Consider the following 20,316-nt stretch of genomic DNA (forward strand, 5'->3'; position numbering starts at 1 on the left):
TAAACCATTTTTGCCGGGTCGACCCGGACTTAGAACAACTCCCATGCCTCGGATGTCGCGTGGGCAGAACTGAGGATGACACGTCGTGACAATTTCCATCGCACTTCTCGGCGCTGGCCGGATTGGCAAAGTACATGCGCAAGCGATCTCTCGTGATCCCGATGCTGTACTGGGTGCCGTGAACGACGCGTTTCCGCAGGCAGCCCAGGCCATAGCAGACCAATATGGATGCCCGGTTCGCTCGATCGACGATATTGCAGCGGATGACGCGATAGATGCGGTGGTGATCTGCACACCGACCAATACGCATGCCGATCTGATCGAAACCTTTGCCCGTTCCGGCAAGAAGATTTTCTGCGAAAAGCCGATCGACCTGAATCTGAAGCGGGTGAAATCCTGCCTGAATGTGGTCAAGCAGACAGGTGCGCAGCTGATGCTGGGGTTCAATCGGCGGTTCGATCCCCATTTTGCGGGTATCAAACAGCGGATCGAGAGCGGCATCTTGGGCGAGGTCGAGCAAGTCACGATCATCTCTCGCGATCCGGGGCTGCCGCCTTTCGAATATATCGATGTCTCCGGCGGCATCTTTCGGGACATGACGATCCACGACTTCGACATGGCACGCTTTTTGCTTGAGGATGAAGTCACAAGCGTTCAGGCCACCGCCTCAGTGCTGGTCGATGCCAAGGTGGCCGATCATGGCGACTACGACACCGCCTCAGTCCTGATGACGACCCGAAGCGGCAAGCAATGCACGATCACCAATTCTCGCCGAGCGAGCTATGGCTACGACCAGCGGATCGAGGTTTTTGGCGCCCTCGGAGCGTGTTCGGCCGAAAACCAGCGTCCGGTTGCCATCGAGGTGGCAACTGCCGAAGGGTATCTGCGCCCGCCGCTGCATGACTTTTTTATGACCCGCTATACCGAGGCATACGCGGCCGAAATCGCGGCCTTTGTCGCTGCGATCCGGGACCAGTCGGCCCCGCAACCGTCGGGGCAGGACGGGTTGCAGGCGCTGATTCTGGCCGAAGCGGCGTTGAATTCTGTCGTCGAAGGCCGCGCTGTCGATCCTGCAGAAATCGTTTGATTTAGGTTCGGTCGCCGCGACTGCTCGGTTTGCTACGCACCAAACACTTCAGCCTGAATATTGGTAGCAGGAACACCTGCTGCCTCCAGCCCCTGACGGATATCCGACAGAAACGGCACCGGACCGCACAGCAAGTACTGGGCCGCGGCACCTGCGCTCAGATCAAGCAGATGCTGAGAAGAAATGCGCCCCGTTTGGTGATAATTTACACCCAGCTTATCCCGCTCGTCGGGATTGCTGTAGAACACCAGTTGCCGCGCGTTAGGCAATCGCGACACAAGGCGCGTTACCTCATCGTGCATGGCATGTCGTGACCCATCGCGAGCGCCGTGGACGAACCAGAGCGGCCTGGGGTCCTGCAACGCCGCGAGGCTATGCAGCATCGACACCATAGGGGTCAGCCCGACGCCCGCGCTGACCAGAACAAGCGGTGTATCGCCTTTTGGGATCAGAAACGTACCGGAGGGTTCAGAGGCCCTGATCCGGGCCCCCACATGCAACGACTGATGAAAGTGCTGCGAGACCACGCCCTGCGGCTCGCGTTTGATGGTAAGGCGATATTGCTGTGTATCTTGCGGATCGCCAGACAAAGTATAACTGCGCTGGATGGGCGCGGTGTAACCGGGGATTTCGACTTCGATCGGCAAGTGCTGACCCGCCCTGAAACGAGGCAAGTCGGCGTTTTCCGGCGACTGTAAATAGAATGAGGTGATGTCCTGCGCTTCCTCCACGCGTCGCACTATGCTCAGCAACTGGGCGCGGTTGTCCTTGCGGCGCCAGCGCAAATGCAAAGCGCCGGGGCGCTCGATCACCGCCTCGACCGTTACGTTAATCATGCGCCGTGCATCTGAGTCATGGGTATTCTGCGGTTCCCAATCGATGCTCGCCCGGCCGGAGATTTGCAGCAGCCCGCCGGTGTCGAAATCAACAAAGGTGACGCCTATTCTTGGGTCGGAGATCAGATTTCCAATCGTGTTGAAAAAATTGTTGCCAGCATAGTCCGGAATGCGAAGCAGGTTCGGGCTTTCAACTTTCACATATCCGGGTGCGCCGCCCCGATGCGAGGCGTCATACCCGCGCGACGGCGCATCACCGCCGTGCATGTGACCGGACCCAAGAAACAGGGTGTCAGCCCTTGAAATCAGCGTGATTTGTCGCGGACTAAGGCTAGCTGCATGTTGCGCGGGCGTGTGATCGATATGTTCAACGCGATGCCAGTGGCGTTCATGGATATATTGAGGACAATTCCCAAAGGTCTGACGCACATCGATCTTGTATCCAGTGTCGAACTTGCGGAAAAACCCGCTCAGCCGGTTGCGCCGGCGTGAGGCCAGTTCAATCCCCAGGACGCCGATATCTGTCCCGGCGTCCAGCGTTGTGAACAGCGGGTCTTGCGGGTCCAACTGCGTCGCGATCTCCAGAGTTTGGGGATCAGGTGAACGGATGAACCCTTCGGGGCCATCAATCAATGTCACCCATGTACGGTCAGTTTCGTCGGAACCAGACAAGACCAGAAAAGGCAGCGCGCTGTGAAAGCCACGATGCTGTTCAGGCAAGTGGTCGCGGATAAATCCGCCTGCCCAAGCAGCGACATCACCGGCACCCGCGCGCAATTGCGCCGAGCGCTCGCCGGCGTGAAACGGGTTTTCTGCGCTGTTCAAAGTCATGTCCGGCTTCCTCTTGATTTATTGGGTCAGCAAGACTGTGCTGACCCAGATGCTCAGGCCAATTCCGGGATCGGCGAAGTTGCCATTCCCACAAAGCCCGGTTGCGCTTCGATCCTGGCAAGCCAACGACGGATGCTCGGGTAGGGTTCAAGATCCACTCCACCTTCGGGCGCGTGGGCAATGTAGCTATAGCCGGCGATGTCTGCGGCGGTGATCGTATCGGCGGCCAACCACTCGCGGTCCTTCAGATGCACTTCCATGACCTTGAACAATGCGTGCGCCTTGGCGACTGCGGCGTCATGGTCCAGCGATGCGCCAAAGACCTTGACCAGACGTGCTGCGCAGGGGCCGGAATAGACGTTGTCCGCTGCCACCGTCAGCCAGCGCTGGACTTCGGCGGCGGTCTTGGCGTCTTCGGGAAGCCAGTGCGAGCCCTTTGCGTAGCTCTGCACCAGATAGACCAAAATCGCGTTGGAATCCGCCAGAGTGAATCCTGAATCGTCGATTGCAGGCACCAGGCCAAATGGGCTGATCTTGAGATAGTCGGGCGATTTGTGCTCGCCATTGGCCATATCCAGATCAATGGTCTCGTAAGGCAGTCCCAGCAGCGCCAGCATCAGTTCGACGCGGTGGCAATGGCCGGATTTCGGGTTTCGGTAGAGTTTGATCGGTGTCATCAGTCAGTCCTTTTGCAATCAATGTCCGAATTCGCGCGGGGTCGAGTTCGATGTTCTGTCCGGTTTGACGCAGTCAGGCAGTGCGGCGGCTGCGTGTTCAAAGCAGATAATTTGCATCACAATCTGAATGAATATACTAAATATGAAATGTATTATTTTGCGTTCAGGTAGTAATACGAGGCAACCCCCTTGGATCGCTTGAGAACACTGGAAGTATTTGTCGCCGTTGCGGAAGCAGAGAGTTTTGCCGGCGGTGCACGTAGCCTAGGCCTGAGCGCTCCTTCTGCCACACGCGGTGTCAATGCGCTGGAGGATCGGCTTGGTGTGCGCCTGTTTACGCGGACAACCCGTCGTGTGCGCCTGACCGATGCGGGGCAGACCTATCTCGAGGATGCACGGCACATTCTGGCGCAGCTACAGGCCGCAGATGATGCCGCCAAGGGAACGGCGACGAACCCTGTTGGTCTATTGCGGCTGACCTGCCCGCATGAGTTCGGCCGCATCTATGTCACGCCCATTCTGACGGAGTTTCTGGATGCCCATCCGGGCATGAGCGCTGACGCCGTCATGCTCGACCGCGTTGTCAATCTGGTCGAAGAGGGCTTTGATCTGGCTGTCAGGATCGGGCATTTGCCCTCTTCGGGATTATCCGCCGTTCGGGTTGGGCAGGTTCGACGTGTCCTATGTGCAGCACCGGGATATCTGGCGAAACATGGGGTTCCCAAATCACCGACAGACTTGCAATTGCACGAGGCCGTGTCCGCGGACTCTGTCAATTCGGTGACCGAATGGCGATTTGGGCGCGAATTGCAAACCGTTGTTCGGGTGAAACCGCGCCTGTGCATTGGCAGCGTTGCCGCCAGCATCGCAGTCGCGCGAAACGGCTGGGGCATATGTCAGGCCTTGTCCTATCAGGTGGCCCCTGACATCGAAAACGGAACTTTGGTGCCAATTCTGCAAGAGTTCGAACCCGCGCCATTGCCGATTCACCTTGTACATGCCGAAGGTCGGCGCGCACCGGCCAAAATCCGGGCCTTTGTCGAACTCGCAAAGCACAGGCTCAAGCGGATGCGGGGGTTGCGATGACACCCGAAACTTCAGATGCACGCTGACAGAGAAAGCAATATTATTCCACAAAGCGACGTCATTTCGAAAGTTAATGACAACCATGTGTGTTTGGCTTAAGTATCTCCATTACTCATTCCATGCCGTAACTAGGTGGTTTTAGTGGAGCAATTGGCGTTTACCTTCGAGATGGGCGTGGTTTGCGCTCTCTTGGCCTTCACCGTATTTCTGTTTGTATCCGAAGTTGTCCGAATAGACTTGTCAGCCATTTTGGTCTTGGTCCTTATTGGCTTGCTCAGCTATGCGCCCGGGCTTGGAAATCTTGCGAATGTTCCGAACCTGTTTGATGGCTTTGCGTCGAATGCGGTGATCTCAATCATCGCTGTGATGATTGTCGGGGCAGGCTTGGACAAGACCGGCATCATGAACAAGGTGGCCGCGGTTATCCTCAAATATGGGGGCAAATCGGAAAACCGGGTGCTGCCCATCGTGTCGGGCACGGTTGGGGTGATCTCGTCCTTCATGCAGAATGTTGGGGCAGCTGCGCTGTTCCTGCCAGTGGTCAGCCGCATCTCATCGCGCTCGGGCATTCCGTTGTCGCGCCTGCTGATGCCAATGGGGTTTTGTGCGATCTTGGGCGGCACGATGACGATGGTTGGCTCATCGCCGCTGATCCTTTTGAATGACCTGATCCAGACAGCCAATGACGGCCTGGCCGAAGGCCAGAAGATGGAGCCGTTCGGCCTGTTTTCGGTCACGCCGATTGGTGCGGTTCTGATCTTGACCGGGATCGGTTATTTCCTGCTGCTGGGCCGGTGGGTTCTACCCGGAGACACCGGATCGGATAGCACCGGCTCAAGCCAGGGCACTCAGGAATATCTTCAACGTGTATACGGCTTGAAGGCGGATGTGTTTGAGGTGATCGTGCCCGCCGACAGCCCGCTGGTGGGGCAGATACTGGCAGAGATCAATCACGAAAATCACCTGTATATCATTTCGACCTTCTATCGCGGCAAGACCTCGATGGTTCAGGTTCTGACTGCCGAAATCGCCGCGCCTTGCCGATTGGCGATCATTGGCAGGCGTTGGGTGGTTGAAGAGTTCGCCCAGAAGTTCGGGTTGAAAGTCCTGCCGGAACTTGATGTTTTCGTGGAAGAATTTGCGCCGACAAATGCCGGGATTGCCGAAGTGGTTGTCACGCCTGACAGCAAACTGATCGGAAAGTGCCCGCGCGAGCTTTTGTTCCGCAAGACCTATGGCATGTCGCTGTTGGCTATTCATCGTGGCGAAGAAACGCTGAGCCATGTCGAAACCGACACGCACGAATCCACGCAGATCGGACTGGAAGAGTTTCATGCCGGGGACATGCTTGTGGCGCACACCCGGTGGGACAACCTGATGCGCATCAAGCGCGATCCGGACTTTGTCGTCGTGACAACGGATTTCCCGCAAGACGAATTGCGACCACAAAAGGTTGGCTGGGCTCTGGCGTTCTTTGCAATCTCTCTGTCCCTGATCCTGTTTACGGATGTGCGCCTGTCGCTTTGCCTTCTGACAGGTGCAGCAGGCATGATGCTGACCAAGGTGCTGAGCGTGGATGAGGCTTATCGGGCCGTCGGTTGGAATACCGTGTTTCTGCTGGCCTGTCTGATCCCGCTGGGTCAGGCGGTGCAGAACACCGGAACTGCGGCCTGGATTGCGCAGCAGATCATGATCCTGCTGAATGGCTGGCCAATCTGGTCACTTCAGGCCGGGGTGGCGATCCTAGCGACTGCGTTCTCGCTGGTGATGTCAAATGTGGGCGCAACCGTCCTTCTGGTCCCGCTGGCGGTCTCGATCGCTGTAGCTGCCGGCGCCAACCCGTCGCTGTTTGCGCTGACGGTGGCGATCTCGACCTCGAACAGTTTTATTATTCCGACGCATCAGGTGAACGCACTGATCATGGGACCTGCGGGATATAAGGTGATGGATTTTGTGCGCTCTGGCGGGATGATGACCGTACTGTTCCTGGTTGTTTCGCTGGTGATGCTGAATCTGTTGTACTGACCGTCCCGCATTCGGCATGTTCTCGCCTGTCGAGGGTGACAACTGGTGCCAAAGGGTGCCGATGCCGAAAAAACGCCCGTTGTTCAAATTTTAACCGATAGATATAAACTCTGGTCAAAAGGGGGCTGCTGCCGGGTATCGATTCATACCCGGCTGGCTTTTGTCTGTGCCCCATCTGGTGACTGAACTGAGGGCGACAGCTCGTGAAATCCAAGAATAGAATGTCCGCGCCACCGATGAGCGAGCTGCGTAAGGCAAGAAATCAGGGCCTGAGCTTTATAGGCCTCGCGTTCCTTTTCAGCGTGTTTGTGAACCTGCTGATGCTGACCGGTCCGTTATTCATGTTGCAAGTCTATGACCGCGTGCTCGGATCCCGCTCGGTCGAGACCTTGTCGGCCCTGTTCTTGTTGGTGGCCCTGCTTTACGCGCTGATGGCGATGCTGGACTATGCCCGAGGTCGGATCGTCGCCCGGTTCGGCGCACGCTTTCAATCGTCCCTGGACGAGCGTGTGTTTGAGGCCACCATGCGCCGCGCCTTGTTCCCGCAAATCCGCTCGGCACCGGCAACCGCGTTGCGCGATCTGGAATCGATCCGAGGGCTTTGCGCGTCGCCAGTTTTGCTGGCCGTAATGGATATACCATGGACGCCGATCTTTATCGCCGCGATCTTCCTGTTCCACCCGTTGCTGGGCTGGTTGGCGGTTGCCGGGGGTACCGTTCTTGTCGTCATCGCGCTGCTGAACCAGGCATTGACCCACCGGAAAGTGGCCGAGGCTCAGGCTGCATCGGCACGGGCAAACTCATTCTCCGAACATGCTCGGCAAGCGGCCGAAGTCGTGCGGTCGCAGGGCATGCAGGAAGACGTGTCCAGCCGTTGGTTAAAGCAACGGACCGAGGCTTTGGCGCAGACCATTTCCGCCAGTGACTGGACGGGCAGTTTTTCGTCTCTTACCAAATCACTACGGCTGTTTCTTCAATCGGCCATGTTGGCGCTGGGTGCCCTGCTGGTACTGCGCAACGAAATGACCGCTGGTGCGATGATCGCAGGTACGATCCTGCTGGGACGAGCGTTGGCCCCGATTGAAATGGCTGTTGGTCAATGGTCGATGATCGAACGTGCGCGCACCGCCTGGACCAGCCTGAACAAGTTCCTCGACAACACTCCTCCTGAACAAAAGCGCACCAGATTGCCAATTCCGAAAGCGCATCTTGAGGCCAAGTCGCTGACTGTCATTCCACCCGGAATCTCGACGCCGACCCTGCGCAATGCATCGATGAAGCTGGAGCCGGGCAAGGCCCTGGGGGTGATCGGCAAAAGCGGCTCGGGCAAGACGACACTGGCCAAGGCTTTGCTTGGGCTTTGGTCCCCGGCGGCGGGTGAAATCCGGCTGGGGGGCGCGACTCTGGACCAGTATGATCCGGACGCGTTGGGCCAGCATATCGGGTACCTGCCGCAGCAGGTGACTCTTTTTAATGGCACCGTCGCTGAAAATATCGCCCGGATGTCGGAAACCCCTGACCCGGACGCAGTTGTGGCCGCTGCCAAAACGGCAAACGCGCACGAGTTGATCCTTGGCCTTGAAAAGGGGTACGACACGTTCCTTGAAGGCAATGACAGCCAACTGTCAGGCGGCCAAAAGCAACGGATTGCTTTGGCACGTGCCCTTTATGGCAATCCGGTTCTGCTGATCCTGGATGAGCCGAATTCGGCCCTTGATGCGGATGGGACCCTGGCGCTGAACAATGCGGTGCGCGAGTTCAAGTCGGTCGGTAAGTCGGTGATTATCATGACCCACAGGCCACAGGCCATTTCGGAATGCGATGACCTTGTTGTTGTCGAAAAGGGTCAGATCGTGAAGACCGGCAGCCGTGATGAGGTTCTGAACACGATGGTGCAAAACGCAAACGTGATCAAACGGCACCTAAACAAAGTGGGTGATTAATGTCCAAGTCTGTCAAGAAACCTGCGTGGAGCATCAAGGTTCCTGCAACCGTGGGCATCTTAGCACTGGGCGTTCTGGTCCTGGGTCTTGGGGTGTGGAGCGTACGGACCGAACTGGCCGGGGCGATCATCTCGCAAGGTGTGGTCGAAGTGCAAAGCAATCGACAGGTGGTCGAGCATCCGGATGGTGGCGTTGTCGGCGAAATCTTCGTGCGCGATGGCGATGCTGTCGCCCGTGGCGATATGCTGTTGCGGCTGGATGATACATTCCTGGCCTCGGAAAAGACCATCGTGGAATCTCAACTGTTCGAACTGCTGGCCCGTATGGTCCGACTTGAGGCGGAACGCGATGGGGTCGACGCCGCAGAATTGGCCAACCGCCTGCAAGAATTGCAAAGCCGAGAAGGTATCTCCGCTGATCTTTTGGCCGGTCAAGAGCGCCTGTTCAATGCGCGTGTGGACACGTTGAAGCAACAGACCGAGCAGCTTAGCAAGCAGAAAACCCAGATCGAAAATGAGATCGAAGGGAATCAGGCGCAATTGATTTCGTTGCGGACCCAGGTTGAACTGATCCAAAGCGAGTTGGTAGATCAGGAAGGGCTGTTAGAGCGCGGCCTGACGCAAGCCAGCCGGGTCTCTGCCCTGCAACGGGAAGAGGCCAGCTTATTGGGCGAAATCGGCCGTCTGGAATCCTCGGTCGCGCGTTTGGAAGGTGAGATTTCGAGCACCGAGATTCGAATCGTCGAACTGAAGGCGACTCGGCGTGAAGAGGCGATCTCGCAATTGCGGGATGTTCAGGCCCGGGTTGTCGAATTGGCGGAACGGCGCTTGTCGTTGAATGAGCGCCTGTCGCGTCTCGATATCCGCGCACCGGTTGCGGGAACGGTCTATGACAGCCAGGTCTTTGCGCTTCAGTCCGTTATTCAGCCGGGCGAGCCGATGCTGTACGTAGTGCCTCAGGATACGCCTCTGCTGGTGGCGGCAAGGGTGGACGCCTTACATGTCGACCAACTACATCGCGGGCAAGAGGTTGCGCTGCGCTTTCCTGCCTTCAATCAGCGCGAAACGCCTGAGTTGAACGGGCATGTCAGGAACGTGTCGGCAGACACATATACCGACGAAGGCACCGGATTCACTTTTTACCGGGCTGAGGTTATCCCGGATGACGGTCAGATTGAGTTGCTGAACGGGCAGGAATTGTTGCCGGGCATGCCGGTTGAGGCGATGATAAAGACCGATGAACGCACTCCCCTGAGCTATCTGGTCAAACCGCTTGCGGATTATTTCTATCGGGCGTTCCGAGAATAGGCCGGACAGTTATCACCGCTCTTCAGACAGCTTCAATGTTGCCAAGCAGGATTGAGGTCATGTCGGTCGCAAATTCCCCGTCCACGACGGTCACCGGTGCCCCAGTGCTGTAAGAGACATTGGTTCTGGTGATTGCTGATAGATCGACGTTATCATCCAGAAACACCCATTCAGCCGGGTGCTGAGCCGTTTGCCCCACCGCATTCTGAAGAACGTTCAGCGCGTCCAGCGCGCTGACGGTGCCATCCCGATTGATATCTGCCGCGATCAGGTTTTCGGGCGCAGCCGGGCCGAAGGTCGGATCCAACCCGATTGCCATCCGCAAGACTTGCAATGCATCCAATGCCGAAATCTGATTGCTGGCCGTGGAATAGGATTTGACGATCTCCAGCTCGCCTGAGAACGCGCCGTCGGGCATCTCGAGGTCAAACTCTCCCTGTGCATTTGCTTGCGCTACGATCGCGCCCTCGCCAGATGGTGTGAACCGAATCTCAGCCCCCGAAAGCGCCGGATTGGCGGTGGTCGAGTCTATACTTACAGCACCCAGAACGCCCGGACCGGCATTGCTGTCTGGCCCGTTGCTGATGATGACCGGGACGTGGTCGGGCCCGTTGAACCCTGATCCGAAGATGTCGGTGCTGCTCAGCGCTGCGCCATCCGAGGACGCAAGCGATATCGTCTGTCCACGGTACTGTATCTGCGCGCCGTCCGAGGTTGTTGTGATATCCAGTTGCGCAGGCGTTCGCAGCAACCAGAAGTCGGACAGATCGAGCGAATCTGTGCCGCGTTCGAAATCAGTGATCGTGGTGTGGCCGCTGCCGTGACGCACAAAGTACACATCCGCGCCTGAGCCGCCTGTCAGAGTCGTAGTGCTGGTCCCGGTAATCAGGATGTCGTCCCCTGCCCCACCATTTAGCGTAGAATCGAGAATTCCGCCTCGCAGCATGTCATCTCCGGACGTCCCGTTGATTGTGCCAAACCCCTGTCGGACCACCCCAAGATCCGCCACTGACACAGTAAGCTGTGTTAACCCGGCATCCTGTTGTGATGCCGCCAGAATTTGCAGTTCATCCCCGACATGAGCCATGCTCAGCGCTTCGACATTCTGTAAGCCACTGGCCAGGGTGTCGGCAAAACTGTCCAGGTAAATCAACTGTCCGTCCTGCGTCATTGTGAACAGAGTGATCCCGTCATCACCCCCGCCCGCTGCAACAAAAACGCGGCCATCGACGTCGACGACGGCCAGATCCTGGACCGATTCAAACCGGGTATGGAGCGAATCCAGAACATGATCCGTCGGCGTCAGCCGCCCGTCGCTGCCCAGTTCCATGACGCTTAGCGAGTTGCTGCCGGCACCCGCGACGACGACCCAGGACTTGCCATAGGCCTGCACCACTTCGATTGCTGTCGGCGCGCTTATGCCCAACGTCTGGGTTGCGGTGTTTTCGGCGACCTCGGCGAGTGCACCGGTGCCCTGATCGACGCTGAAAGTTGTGAGCGTGCTGTTAATCGTATCTGCGGCAACGATGAAATGCCCCGAACCGGACTGCATCGATTGCAACACATCCGCGCGTGCCAATGCCGTTCCGGCAACACCCAACGATCCATCCGGGTTGATGGTATAGTTGGCGATTCGACCAGCGTCTGCATGAGCGAGCGTCAACAGGCTGACCGAGATTTGTGCCGCCGCAGAAATATCACCGCTGTATGTTAAAGCACCGGTTTCCTGAAGATCGCCAATCTGTCCGGCAGCACCGAGATCATAGCTGACAAGCCCGGTGGCAGTATTAACATCCAGAGCCAGATGGTCTTGTGCGCCCAAGGTGATCGGAACGCCGCTGCGGCCGACCTGATTGCTGATGGTGACACCGTAGTGTTGCTGGTCCACCAGTAGCGGACCTGCGCCTTCGGTCAATCGCCGGGACGTGATGCCGCCGCCGACACCCGTCATCGTGTAGAGGAACGTATCGCCGTTAAACGTTTTTAAAGCGATATCGCCGATACCTGAATCGAGCGCTGCGGTCCCCGTTGCAACCACTCTTTCGAACTGAAGTCTCATCTTCATTCACCCCCGTGCCACCCCTGGCACCGAGATCAGAATGATCTGAGGCCCAGACCGAAAACGGAACACGAATGTGGTGAAAGCAAGGATTTCGGCTTCAGTTTAAATCGAATTTTCAGGATCGCCCGCATGAGACATCCGGTTACAGAGCCAAAGACAGAGCACCGCTCTGGCCGGATGGCGACGGGCACCACTTATGAGGGGCGAAATGACCAAAGAACCCGTTTCAAATGAAAGCGTGACCTTGGACAACTTGTCTGAGGCCGGGCGCGCGCGGCATGTGCGAAATTGGATCGACCGCAAGCTGCAACGATGGGTCGGACGTGGTCTGGCCGGTGGGCTGGGTTCAACATTGTTGGCCCTGCCTGCCCTGGCGCAGGCCACGACCGAGCAGCTGGAGTCATTTCAATTTGCCAATGCGATCCCGGGTGTGCGCTCTGCAAGGATCCTGTCGAACGGCGATGTCCAATTGCGGATGGAGGACGGCCGCACTCTGGTCGTCTCGTCCGAAAATGTGCAGGTCCTCGAAAATGGCGCGATTATGGTTGCCGATGAAATGGCGGGTCAGATCGCACAGTTCGCAGCGGTTGCCGAAGCGGGCGCGGCTGCTGCGACCGTTGGCGGGGTCAGCGGTACGGGCCTGGCGCTGGGGGGACTCGGCGTTGCGGGTGCCGCAGCTGCTGCAGGTGGCGGCGGTGGAAGCGGGGGTGACGATGATGACGACCCCGAACCCCGACCCGAGGTAACACCCCCCGAGCCAACAGTTACGCCGCCTCCGCCTCTGCCGAGCCTGAACCTGGCCGAATTGCAGGCGGACGCCCTGAACAGCACCAGCACGGAAACCTTGGCGGGGGCCGATGCGGCGATGGTTGAGGTTACAATCGGCTCGGTCACAAAAACTGTGGCACCAGACGTCGATGGAAGCTGGCGCGTGTCCCTATCCCAAGCTGAGGCAGCTGCGCTTCCTCAGGGTCATTCTGACGTCACTATCCGAACGCTGGATGCGGATGGGGAAGAAATTTCCTCGACAACGTCACAATTTGACGTCGATACGATCCCACCAACGCTCGCAATCTCGCCGATTTCTGAAGACAACGTCCTTAATGCCGCCGAACAGGGAATGGATTTGACCGTCAGCGGTAACACCGATGCCGAGAACGGACAAACGGTCACAGTTGGACTGAACGGACAGATCTATACGGGCACCGTTTCGGGCGGAAACTGGAGCGTTACCGTACCTGCAGCGGATCTGGCGGCTTTGACGGATGGTGCCACGATCGCGGTTACTGCCGATGTTGATGACGAAGCGGGAAACCCGGCACCACAGGCCAGTGGCAGTTTCCACACTGACTTTACCGCACCGACCGTAACGCTGGACCCGGTTGCAGGGGGGTCAATTGACCTTGTCGATGTCGGTGGTGACCTGACGTTGACAGGCACGACGACCGCAGAAGATGGACAGGAAGTCCAAGTGACGTTCGAAGGTCGTGACTACACCGGAAACGTCGCGGGCGGCGGTTGGAGCGTGAACATCCCGCAAGCCGATCTGGCAGGTTTGTCCACCGGTACACCCGTAGAGGTAAGCGTTGCTGTCAGCGACTTGGGGGGAAACCTCGCGACCCAAGCGACAACAACCGTTCCCGTTGATCTGACAGGCCCATCGATTTCAATCGCGCCTTTGTCGGTTGGCGCTGTTTTGAATGCGGCCGAGGCCGGTTCTGCTCTGACCGTTACCGGAACAACGGGGAATGTGTCCGATGGCCAGTTGGTGACCGTTGAGCTGAATGGGCAGACCTATTCCGGCGCGGTCTCAGCTAACGGTTGGAGCGTCACGATCCCGGCCACCGACTTGGGCGCGCTGGCAGACGGGGGGGACTATACTCTGACGGCTGACGTGTCCGACAGTGACGGGCTGGATGCGCCTCAGGCCGATGTGATGCTTTCGAAAGATGTCACTGCCCCGACGCTCACAATTGACAGCTTTTCGCATGGCGCGGTGTTGAATGCGGCCGAGCGTGGGTCGGATTTGACAATTTCGGGCACGACCAATGCGGAAGATGGGCAAGAGGTCTCTGTGTCCGTGAACGGGCAGACCTACACAGGCGCAGCGCTCGGTGGCAACTGGTTTGTGACCGTGTCTGCAACTGATCTCGCTGCGCTGCCGGATGGCGCACCCATTTCGGTTAGCGCTGATATCTCGGACACGGCGGGCAACCCGGCGGTGCGGGCCTCTGGCTCGTTCAGCACGGATTTCACCGCACCTTCCCTGACCATTGACCCTCTGGCGGACGGGCTTGTGATGAACGCCTCGGAACGCGCTACGGATTTTGTTGTCACCGGCACTTCTGATGCTGCAAACGGAACGGTTGTATCGGTCGAAATCGTTCGGGCGGACAACACGGTAGATATCGCTGGCACCGCTACAGTCAGCGGCGGGTCGTGGACCTTTACCGCCTCTTCGGCCAGCCTGAGCGGTTTGCAGGACGCCGAAACCTACAGCGTGAACGCGACCGTGACTGATCTCGCGGCCAACCAATCTTCGGCGTCAACCAGTATCGGAACGGATTTCACCGCGCCGAGCCTCGCGATGGACCCGCTTCCCGTGGGGGCAGTTCTTGATGTGATCGAGCGCGGCTCTGACCTGACCGTTTCGGGAACCACCTCGGCAGCAGACAGCCAGACGGTTTCAGTGACCTTGAATGGCCAAACCTACAACGCTGCAATTTCAAGCGGCGTTTGGAGTGTCGATGTCCCATCGGCCAGCCTGGCGGCCCTTTCAGATGGCGGGAGCTACACCGTGACCGCCGCGGTTCAGGATGCCAACGGCAACGCCGCAACCGATGCGACCGAAAGCTTTACCACAGATTTCAGGCCTGTCCTGAGTCTCGATCCGGCGGGAGCAAACAATGCCGTCACTCTGAGTGACGCGCAGAGCGGTGGACTAACGGTCTCTGGTGGCTCAGTCGGCCTGACCTTGGGCCAAACGATCAGCGTAACGTTGAACGGAACCCCCGCGGGAAGCGCGACGGTGGCGGCTGATGGTTCCTGGAGCGCGAACATTCCGAGTTCAGAGTTTTCGGGAATTTCGGCAGGTGACGCGTTGGATTTCGCGGCGCGGGCGACTGTTTCGGGCGGACCGGACCCGCTACCGGTTTCGGATCAGGCATTTGCCTATATCGCAGCGCCCTATGCGGTTACTGAAATCGGGCGCAGCGGATCGACCGTCACATTTGCTGTTTATGCGGACCCTGATCGGGATGTTTCCAGCGGGTTGGATTTCGATGTCGATCTGGGTTTCGATCCGCTGGTCGTCTCGTTCAATTCGGGATCAGATGTTGAGCACGACGACTTCACGATCTTTTCGGTCAACGACAGCGGCAATCCCGTCAGATTTGGGGGGGCGGCGCTCAGCATTAGCGACTTGTCGCAACCGCTTGTAACGTTTGAGCTGACGGTTCTGGATAGCAGTCAACCGATCGAGCTGGATCTCACGTCCTTGCAGGGTGGCCCGCTGCATGTCTCATTTGGCACCGGTGACGCCGATACCCTCTCAGGTACCGACGGCGATGATATTGTGCGCGGCGGTGCGAGTGATGACATGATTGATCTGTCGGGTGCAGGGCGAGACATCGTCGTGCTCGAAGCCAGCGCCACAGATAACGGAATCGATACGATTACCGGATTTAGCCTGGGACCGGAGGCGAACGTGTCCAACGCGCTCATGTTCAGCGGCCTTGATAACAGCACGTTGCGCGGAAGCGGCACAGTCGTCGAAGCCCTTAGCGTGGGCGACAGCATCGGTGCAAATACCGGATTTGTGGGTTTGAACACACAGTTGGCAGATTTGAACGACGACACGATCGCAAACGCAGCCGAAACACTTTTGGGGGTTCAGGCGGGGGATGAAATCTATTTTCTTGCGACCGACGGAACCAACAGCGCTTTGGTCAAGGTCGACTATTCGGCTCCGAACAACGCCAACGTTGAAAAAATGGCCCAGTTCGACGGGTTGTCTGATCTGAGTGAATTTGATGCTGACAATGTGCTTTTGACCGACCCGACCGGGGCATCGGCCTGAGCGACACGAAAACGGTGTTGCGTCCTGAGACGCAACATCCCTTTGTAGCAGGGGGATGAAATGGAACAGAATGGTCTTTTCCCAGTAAGCCTGTCGCGGCATGGCGATCGATATTGGCGGCGTTTCACGTCATACCGCTTTGCGGCAGAGGCGCAGGACTACCCCATAACCGCGAATGAAGTTCTGCCCGCAGCGGCTTCATTTCCTGTCGTTTTTCGGAATCGTCGCGACCAATTCGAGCCCGTCATATTGCTTTCTTTGCAACCGGGTCAAAGAACACCGTTTGTATCAGATGACGGCCGATGGCTGGGATTTCACATCCCGACCGGAATGCGCTGCTATCCGTTTCTGGCAGGAAATGGTTACGACTCGTCCGAAAGGTCGCTGTTGATGGTCAACGAAGCATCGGGCCTGGTCACCGATGATCCTGCGGATGAGCCGTTTTTTGTTGATGGTGAGCAATTGACGCCGGATCTCTGCGCAGTTCGGGCGTTCCTGCAATCGCGCCTGGCGGGTGTATCTGAGACTCGACAGCTTTGCCGGAAAATTGCCAATCAGGATCTTTTTGTTCCGATCAAACACCATAACGGAATTCCGATGCCCGAAGGGGTTTTCGGTATCGAGGCTGGGCGACTGCTGCGGCTATCCCAAAACCAGATTGCGACTTTGATGAACAGCGGCGCGCTCAAACTGATCCATGCCCATCAAGTATCCATGTCGCACTGCGGCTGGTTGCACCGTGTCCAGCATCAAACCCCTGTTTCCGCAAAGATCAGCGAAAGCGCGGGCGCGCTTATCGAGGCTATGGGCCGCGAGACCTATCCCGACTCAACCTCAGAGGCGATTTATGTTTCAGGGTGACGATGTCGAAGAACCATCAATTCGAGAAGATGCCGAAGCGTATTGCCCCGAAGGACGCCAAGCGGCCTTGAGAGCGCAGCCCAGAGGTGAGACGTAATGAAGAAAAAGTCTCTCGAACTGAGCGGGCTGGAAGCCTGTATGTTACATGTGGGCAAATCCCTCGAAAGACCGCTAACCCGGGCTGCGCTACAGGATGCACAATCCGGCGAGGCGGGAGGATTGACTGTCCGAGATGCGATCCTGGCAGGGCGCCGCGCCGGTATGCAGGTTGGGTTTGGCGCTCATAAGCTGAGTGCACTCGATGCCACACTGGCTCCGGCGATATTGGTATTGGAGAGTGGCCAAGCGCTTGTCTATCACGGGCGTTCCGTAAGTGGCGACCTCAGGATTTTCGACCCCGATCTGGGAGACGGTATCGGTGAGATGAGCGAAAAATCTCTGGGCGAGGTCTATTCCGGTTATCTGCTGTTGTTTCGGCGTGCCTGTCGGACTGACAACATGGCTGCCGCCAGGGATTCCAGCGGGCATTGGTTCTGGTCAGCGTTGATCGCGAACCGGTGGTCCTATAGCCAGGTTGCGCTGGCGGCGGCCCTGACGAACATCCTTGGGCTGTCCACCTCGGTGTTCATCATGATCGTCTACGATCGGGTTCTGCCGAACGAGGCAACGTCTTCCCTGATCGCCCTGACCGGGGGGGTTTGCCTAGCGCTGGTTTTCGACTTTGTCCTAAAAATCCTGCGCGCAGGTTTCATAGATCGCGCGGGTCAAAAGGCAGACAGGGTCATGGGGCGGCGGATCTTTGACCAGTTGCTGAATATTCGAATGACTGCGCGGCAAGGTTCCACCGGTGCTACCGCCAGCACAGTTCGGGAATTTGAAACGCTTCGGGAATTCTTCACTTCCGCAACCCTTGTCGCGGTGGTCGATCTGCCATTCATCATGGTCTTCGTCCTGACGATTTATCTGGTAGGAGGTCCTCTGGCCCTAATCCCGGCGCTTGCGGTTCCCATTGTCCTCTTGACCGGTCTGGCGATACAGCCAATTTTGTCCCGCCTTGCCGAACGAAGCTTTTCCGACGGGCAATCGAAGCACTCTGTCCTTGTAGAAACTGTGTCCGGTCTTGAGACTATCAAGACCACCGCCGCCGCGCGTCTGATGCGCAATCGCTGGGAACAGGCGATCGAACGTCAGTCCGAGCATGGGACCCGTAGTCGAGCCGTGACGCAATTGGCGTTGAACCTGACCGGCTTCACCCAACAAGGCGCGCAGGTTCTCATTGTTTTTTACGGCGTCTTTCTGATCATGGAAGGGCAGACCAGCATGGGAGCGCTTGTGGCCTCGGTCATGTTGACCGGCCGCGCACTCGCACCCCTTGGGCAATTGGCTCAGACGCTGACACGAGTGAACCAGGCGCGTAGTGCCTATCGGAACCTGAACGCGCTGATGCAGGCTGAAAGTGAGCGGCCCCTTGGCAAAAGCTGGATCAGCCGGCCATCATTCGACGGGCGCATCACCTTCAACAACGTCCACTTCGCTTATCAGGATCAGGCCGAGGATGCATTAAAGGGTGTGTCCTTTGACATCAGCCCTGGTGAAAAAGTCGCCATTTTGGGACAGATCGGATCGGGAAAGAGCACAATGGCCCGTTTGATGTTGGGACTCTACCAACCACGGACCGGGTCAGTGATGCTGGATGGTCTGGATATTCGGCAGGTGGATCCCGGTGATTTGCGGCGTAACATCGGCTCGGTTCTTCAAGATGTCTGGCTCTTTTCTGGCTCTGTGCGCGACAATATTGCCAGCGGATCGACCGAGCCCGGTGATGCCGACTTGATCAGGGCCGGGCGTATCGCAGGGGTCGAGGATTTTGTTGCGCGGCACCCATCGGGGTATGACCTTGGTTTGGCAGAGCAGGGTGAGGGTTTGTCCGGCGGTCAAAAACAGGCCATTTCCCTAGCACGGGCGTTAATCGGGCGCCCCCCTGTTTTGCTGATGGACGAACCGACCAGTTCAATGGATGTCAAAACCGAAGCCAAAGTCATTCAGAATCTCAAAGCAGCAACGCAGGACACGACCCTTGTTCTTGTCACGCATCGCAGCAGCCTCTTGGAACTGGTCGACCGGGTTATCGTGATTGAAGACGGCAAGATTGGCGCTGACGGACCCAAATCCTTGCTGACGCAATACGCTGCCAACGGCAGGAGACACCTCAATGTCGCGGCATCCTGATCTGGAGACTCTGGCGCGCGAAATGCGCGGTCGGGCACCGCTGCGGGGTTCGCTGTTGTTGCTGGTCATTTTGATCTGTCTGACGACCGCAGTGGTTTGGGCGGCGCATACAGAGTTGGATGACGTTGTCCGTGTTGATGGTCGTATCGTTCCCTCGGGCGATATTCAGGTGATCGAGGCAACGGAACCCGGCGTGGTTCAAGCTCTGCACGTAAGCGAAGGTCAGGTGGTAGATCAGGGGTCGGTTCTGATGGTTTTGGATTCATCCCAGATCGCCAGCGAGTTAAGCCAGGAACAACAGCGTGCCTTTGGCTTGATGGCCCGAGCGCAGCGTCTTGAGGCTGAAATCTCGGGGTCTGAACTGTTTTTTGCCCCTAATTTGATCAACGAAGCGCCGGAGGTTGTACGCTCGGAAACAGCTTTGTTTCAGGGACGGCAAACTGAACTTGCGGCTGAAATTGCCATTCTCAACCGGCAGCGTGAACAGCGGCAGCGAGAATACGAAGAGGGTCTGGTCGATCGGGTGACCGCGAAAGAAACGCTTGCAGTATTGGCCGAGGAACGCGCGATGATGGAGCCTCTGGTCGAACAGCGCATGGAACCCGCCACCACGTTAATGACCCTCAGGCGTAGCGAGGCGGAATGGCGTGGCCGACAAACCCGGGCCGAAGCGGTCGTTCATCGGCTTCAGACCGGCTTGGACGAAATCGATGACAGAATCAGGGCTGCGCACAGTCGGTTTCGTAGCGCCGCTCTGACCGATCTGGCGACTGTCTCAGCAGAGCTGGCCGCCTTGCAGCCTGCCCTGCCCGCCTTGCGGGATCGCGCGGCGCGCGCGCAAATTCGCGCACCCGTTCGGGGCGTCGTCAACCGAATTCACCGCACCACCCTTGGCGGCCTTGCGCGAGCTGGTGAGGAACTGATCGAAGTTGTCCCGCTGGATGACTCCTTGCTGGTCGAAGCCTATGTGCGGCCAAAAGACATCGCTTTCCTGCACGCCGGGCAGCTGGTCAAAGTCAAGATCACGGCCTATGACTTTCTACGGTACGGCAGTCTTGACGGGCAGATCACCCGGATCGGGGCCGATACGGTCACACGGTCCGAGCGGAGCGAGGAAGAGGTCTTTGTGGTTGAAATCCGAACGACGAACACGATGCTGGATGCGGATGGTATCGCGGTCGAAATCATTCCCGGGATGATTACCGAAGTCGACATCCTTTCAGGGCGCAAATCTGTTCTTGATTACGTGATTCAACCGGTGCTGAAGGTCAAGGACGAGGCCCTGCGCGAGTGA

Annotated in this window: 12 protein-coding genes; 9 read left to right on the forward strand and 3 right to left on the reverse strand. The window is 57.8% G+C overall.

What is annotated here, in order from left to right; translation table 11 throughout:
• Positions 1–85: 85 nt before the first annotated feature.
• Complete coding sequence (iolG, locus tag ACR0LX_RS10610) at positions 86–1,087, forward strand: inositol 2-dehydrogenase (protein ID WP_480783696.1); 1,002 nt, start codon at positions 86–88, stop codon at positions 1,085–1,087.
• A gap of 32 nt (positions 1,088–1,119) precedes the next feature.
• On the opposite strand, the gene ACR0LX_RS10615 is transcribed toward iolG, so the two are convergent.
• The gene (locus tag ACR0LX_RS10615) at positions 1,120–2,754 is read right to left on the reverse strand and encodes an FAD-binding oxidoreductase (RefSeq protein WP_480783697.1); all 1,635 of its coding nucleotides are present in this window, start codon (positions 2,752–2,754) and stop codon (positions 1,120–1,122) included.
• A gap of 53 nt (positions 2,755–2,807) precedes the next feature.
• A complete protein-coding gene (locus ACR0LX_RS10620; RefSeq protein ID WP_480783698.1) occupies positions 2,808–3,431 on the reverse strand; it encodes a glutathione S-transferase family protein in 624 nt (207 codons plus the stop codon).
• 189 nt (positions 3,432–3,620) lie between these two features.
• Here ACR0LX_RS10620 and ACR0LX_RS10625 point away from each other — a divergent pair, with 189 nt between their 5' ends.
• The 4 genes from ACR0LX_RS10625 to ACR0LX_RS10640 all read left to right on the forward strand — a co-directional run bounded on the left by ACR0LX_RS10625 (position 3,621) and on the right by ACR0LX_RS10640 (position 9,792).
• On the forward strand, positions 3,621–4,517 hold the full coding sequence (locus ACR0LX_RS10625; protein ID WP_480783699.1) for a LysR family transcriptional regulator: 897 nt from the start codon (positions 3,621–3,623) through the stop codon (positions 4,515–4,517).
• A 168-nt stretch (positions 4,518–4,685) separates the two neighbouring features.
• The gene (locus ACR0LX_RS10630; protein ID WP_480783774.1) at positions 4,686–6,542 is read left to right on the forward strand and encodes an SLC13 family permease; all 1,857 of its coding nucleotides are present in this window, start codon (positions 4,686–4,688) and stop codon (positions 6,540–6,542) included.
• Positions 6,543–6,763: 221 nt separating this feature from the next.
• Positions 6,764–8,485 carry a type I secretion system permease/ATPase gene (locus tag ACR0LX_RS10635; RefSeq protein WP_480573795.1) on the forward strand — a complete coding sequence of 574 codons (1,722 nt, stop codon included), beginning with the start codon at positions 6,764–6,766 and terminating at the stop codon, positions 8,483–8,485.
• The gene (locus ACR0LX_RS10640; RefSeq protein ID WP_480783700.1) at positions 8,485–9,792 is read left to right on the forward strand and encodes an HlyD family type I secretion periplasmic adaptor subunit; all 1,308 of its coding nucleotides are present in this window, start codon (positions 8,485–8,487) and stop codon (positions 9,790–9,792) included. Before ACR0LX_RS10635 ends, ACR0LX_RS10640 begins: the two co-directional genes overlap by 1 nt.
• Before the next feature lie 22 nt (positions 9,793–9,814).
• On the opposite strand, the gene ACR0LX_RS10645 is transcribed toward ACR0LX_RS10640, so the two are convergent.
• Complete coding sequence (locus ACR0LX_RS10645) at positions 9,815–11,851, reverse strand: dockerin type I domain-containing protein (RefSeq protein WP_480783701.1); 2,037 nt, start codon at positions 11,849–11,851, stop codon at positions 9,815–9,817.
• Between the two features lie 211 nt (positions 11,852–12,062).
• Here ACR0LX_RS10645 and ACR0LX_RS10650 point away from each other — a divergent pair, with 211 nt between their 5' ends.
• From ACR0LX_RS10650 to ACR0LX_RS10665, 4 genes are all read left to right on the forward strand, one after another.
• Positions 12,063–15,932, forward strand: a complete 3,870-nt coding sequence (locus tag ACR0LX_RS10650; protein WP_480783702.1) for an Ig-like domain-containing protein — start codon at positions 12,063–12,065, stop codon at positions 15,930–15,932.
• A 60-nt stretch (positions 15,933–15,992) separates the two neighbouring features.
• On the forward strand, positions 15,993–16,793 hold the full coding sequence (locus ACR0LX_RS10655; protein ID WP_480783703.1) for a SapC family protein: 801 nt from the start codon (positions 15,993–15,995) through the stop codon (positions 16,791–16,793).
• A 96-nt stretch (positions 16,794–16,889) separates the two neighbouring features.
• A complete protein-coding gene (locus ACR0LX_RS10660) occupies positions 16,890–19,022 on the forward strand; it encodes a type I secretion system permease/ATPase (protein ID WP_480783704.1) in 2,133 nt (710 codons plus the stop codon).
• Positions 19,006–20,316, forward strand: a complete 1,311-nt coding sequence (locus ACR0LX_RS10665; protein ID WP_480783705.1) for an HlyD family type I secretion periplasmic adaptor subunit — start codon at positions 19,006–19,008, stop codon at positions 20,314–20,316. Before ACR0LX_RS10660 ends, ACR0LX_RS10665 begins: the two co-directional genes overlap by 17 nt.

The organism is Ruegeria sp. CH11 (assembly GCF_056537105.1).

What these genes read in the sequence shown, in the direction of transcription:
- ACR0LX_RS10615 (WP_480783697.1), bottom strand. Translation starts at nt 2,754, where the DNA reads ATGACTTTGAACAGCGCAGAAAACCCGTTTCACGCCGGCGAGCGCTCG.
- ACR0LX_RS10620 (WP_480783698.1), bottom strand. Translation starts at nt 3,431, where the DNA reads ATGACACCGATCAAACTCTACCGAAACCCGAAATCCGGCCATTGCCAC.
- ACR0LX_RS10630 (WP_480783774.1), top strand. Translation starts at nt 4,686, where the DNA reads ATGGGCGTGGTTTGCGCTCTCTTGGCCTTCACCGTATTTCTGTTTGTA.
- ACR0LX_RS10635 (WP_480573795.1), top strand. Translation starts at nt 6,764, where the DNA reads ATGTCCGCGCCACCGATGAGCGAGCTGCGTAAGGCAAGAAATCAGGGC.
- ACR0LX_RS10640 (WP_480783700.1), top strand. Translation starts at nt 8,485, where the DNA reads ATGTCCAAGTCTGTCAAGAAACCTGCGTGGAGCATCAAGGTTCCTGCA.
- ACR0LX_RS10645 (WP_480783701.1), bottom strand. Translation starts at nt 11,851, where the DNA reads ATGAGACTTCAGTTCGAAAGAGTGGTTGCAACGGGGACCGCAGCGCTC.
- ACR0LX_RS10650 (WP_480783702.1), top strand. Translation starts at nt 12,063, where the DNA reads ATGACCAAAGAACCCGTTTCAAATGAAAGCGTGACCTTGGACAACTTG.
- ACR0LX_RS10655 (WP_480783703.1), top strand. Translation starts at nt 15,993, where the DNA reads ATGGAACAGAATGGTCTTTTCCCAGTAAGCCTGTCGCGGCATGGCGAT.
- ACR0LX_RS10660 (WP_480783704.1), top strand. Translation starts at nt 16,890, where the DNA reads ATGAAGAAAAAGTCTCTCGAACTGAGCGGGCTGGAAGCCTGTATGTTA.
- ACR0LX_RS10665 (WP_480783705.1), top strand. Translation starts at nt 19,006, where the DNA reads ATGTCGCGGCATCCTGATCTGGAGACTCTGGCGCGCGAAATGCGCGGT.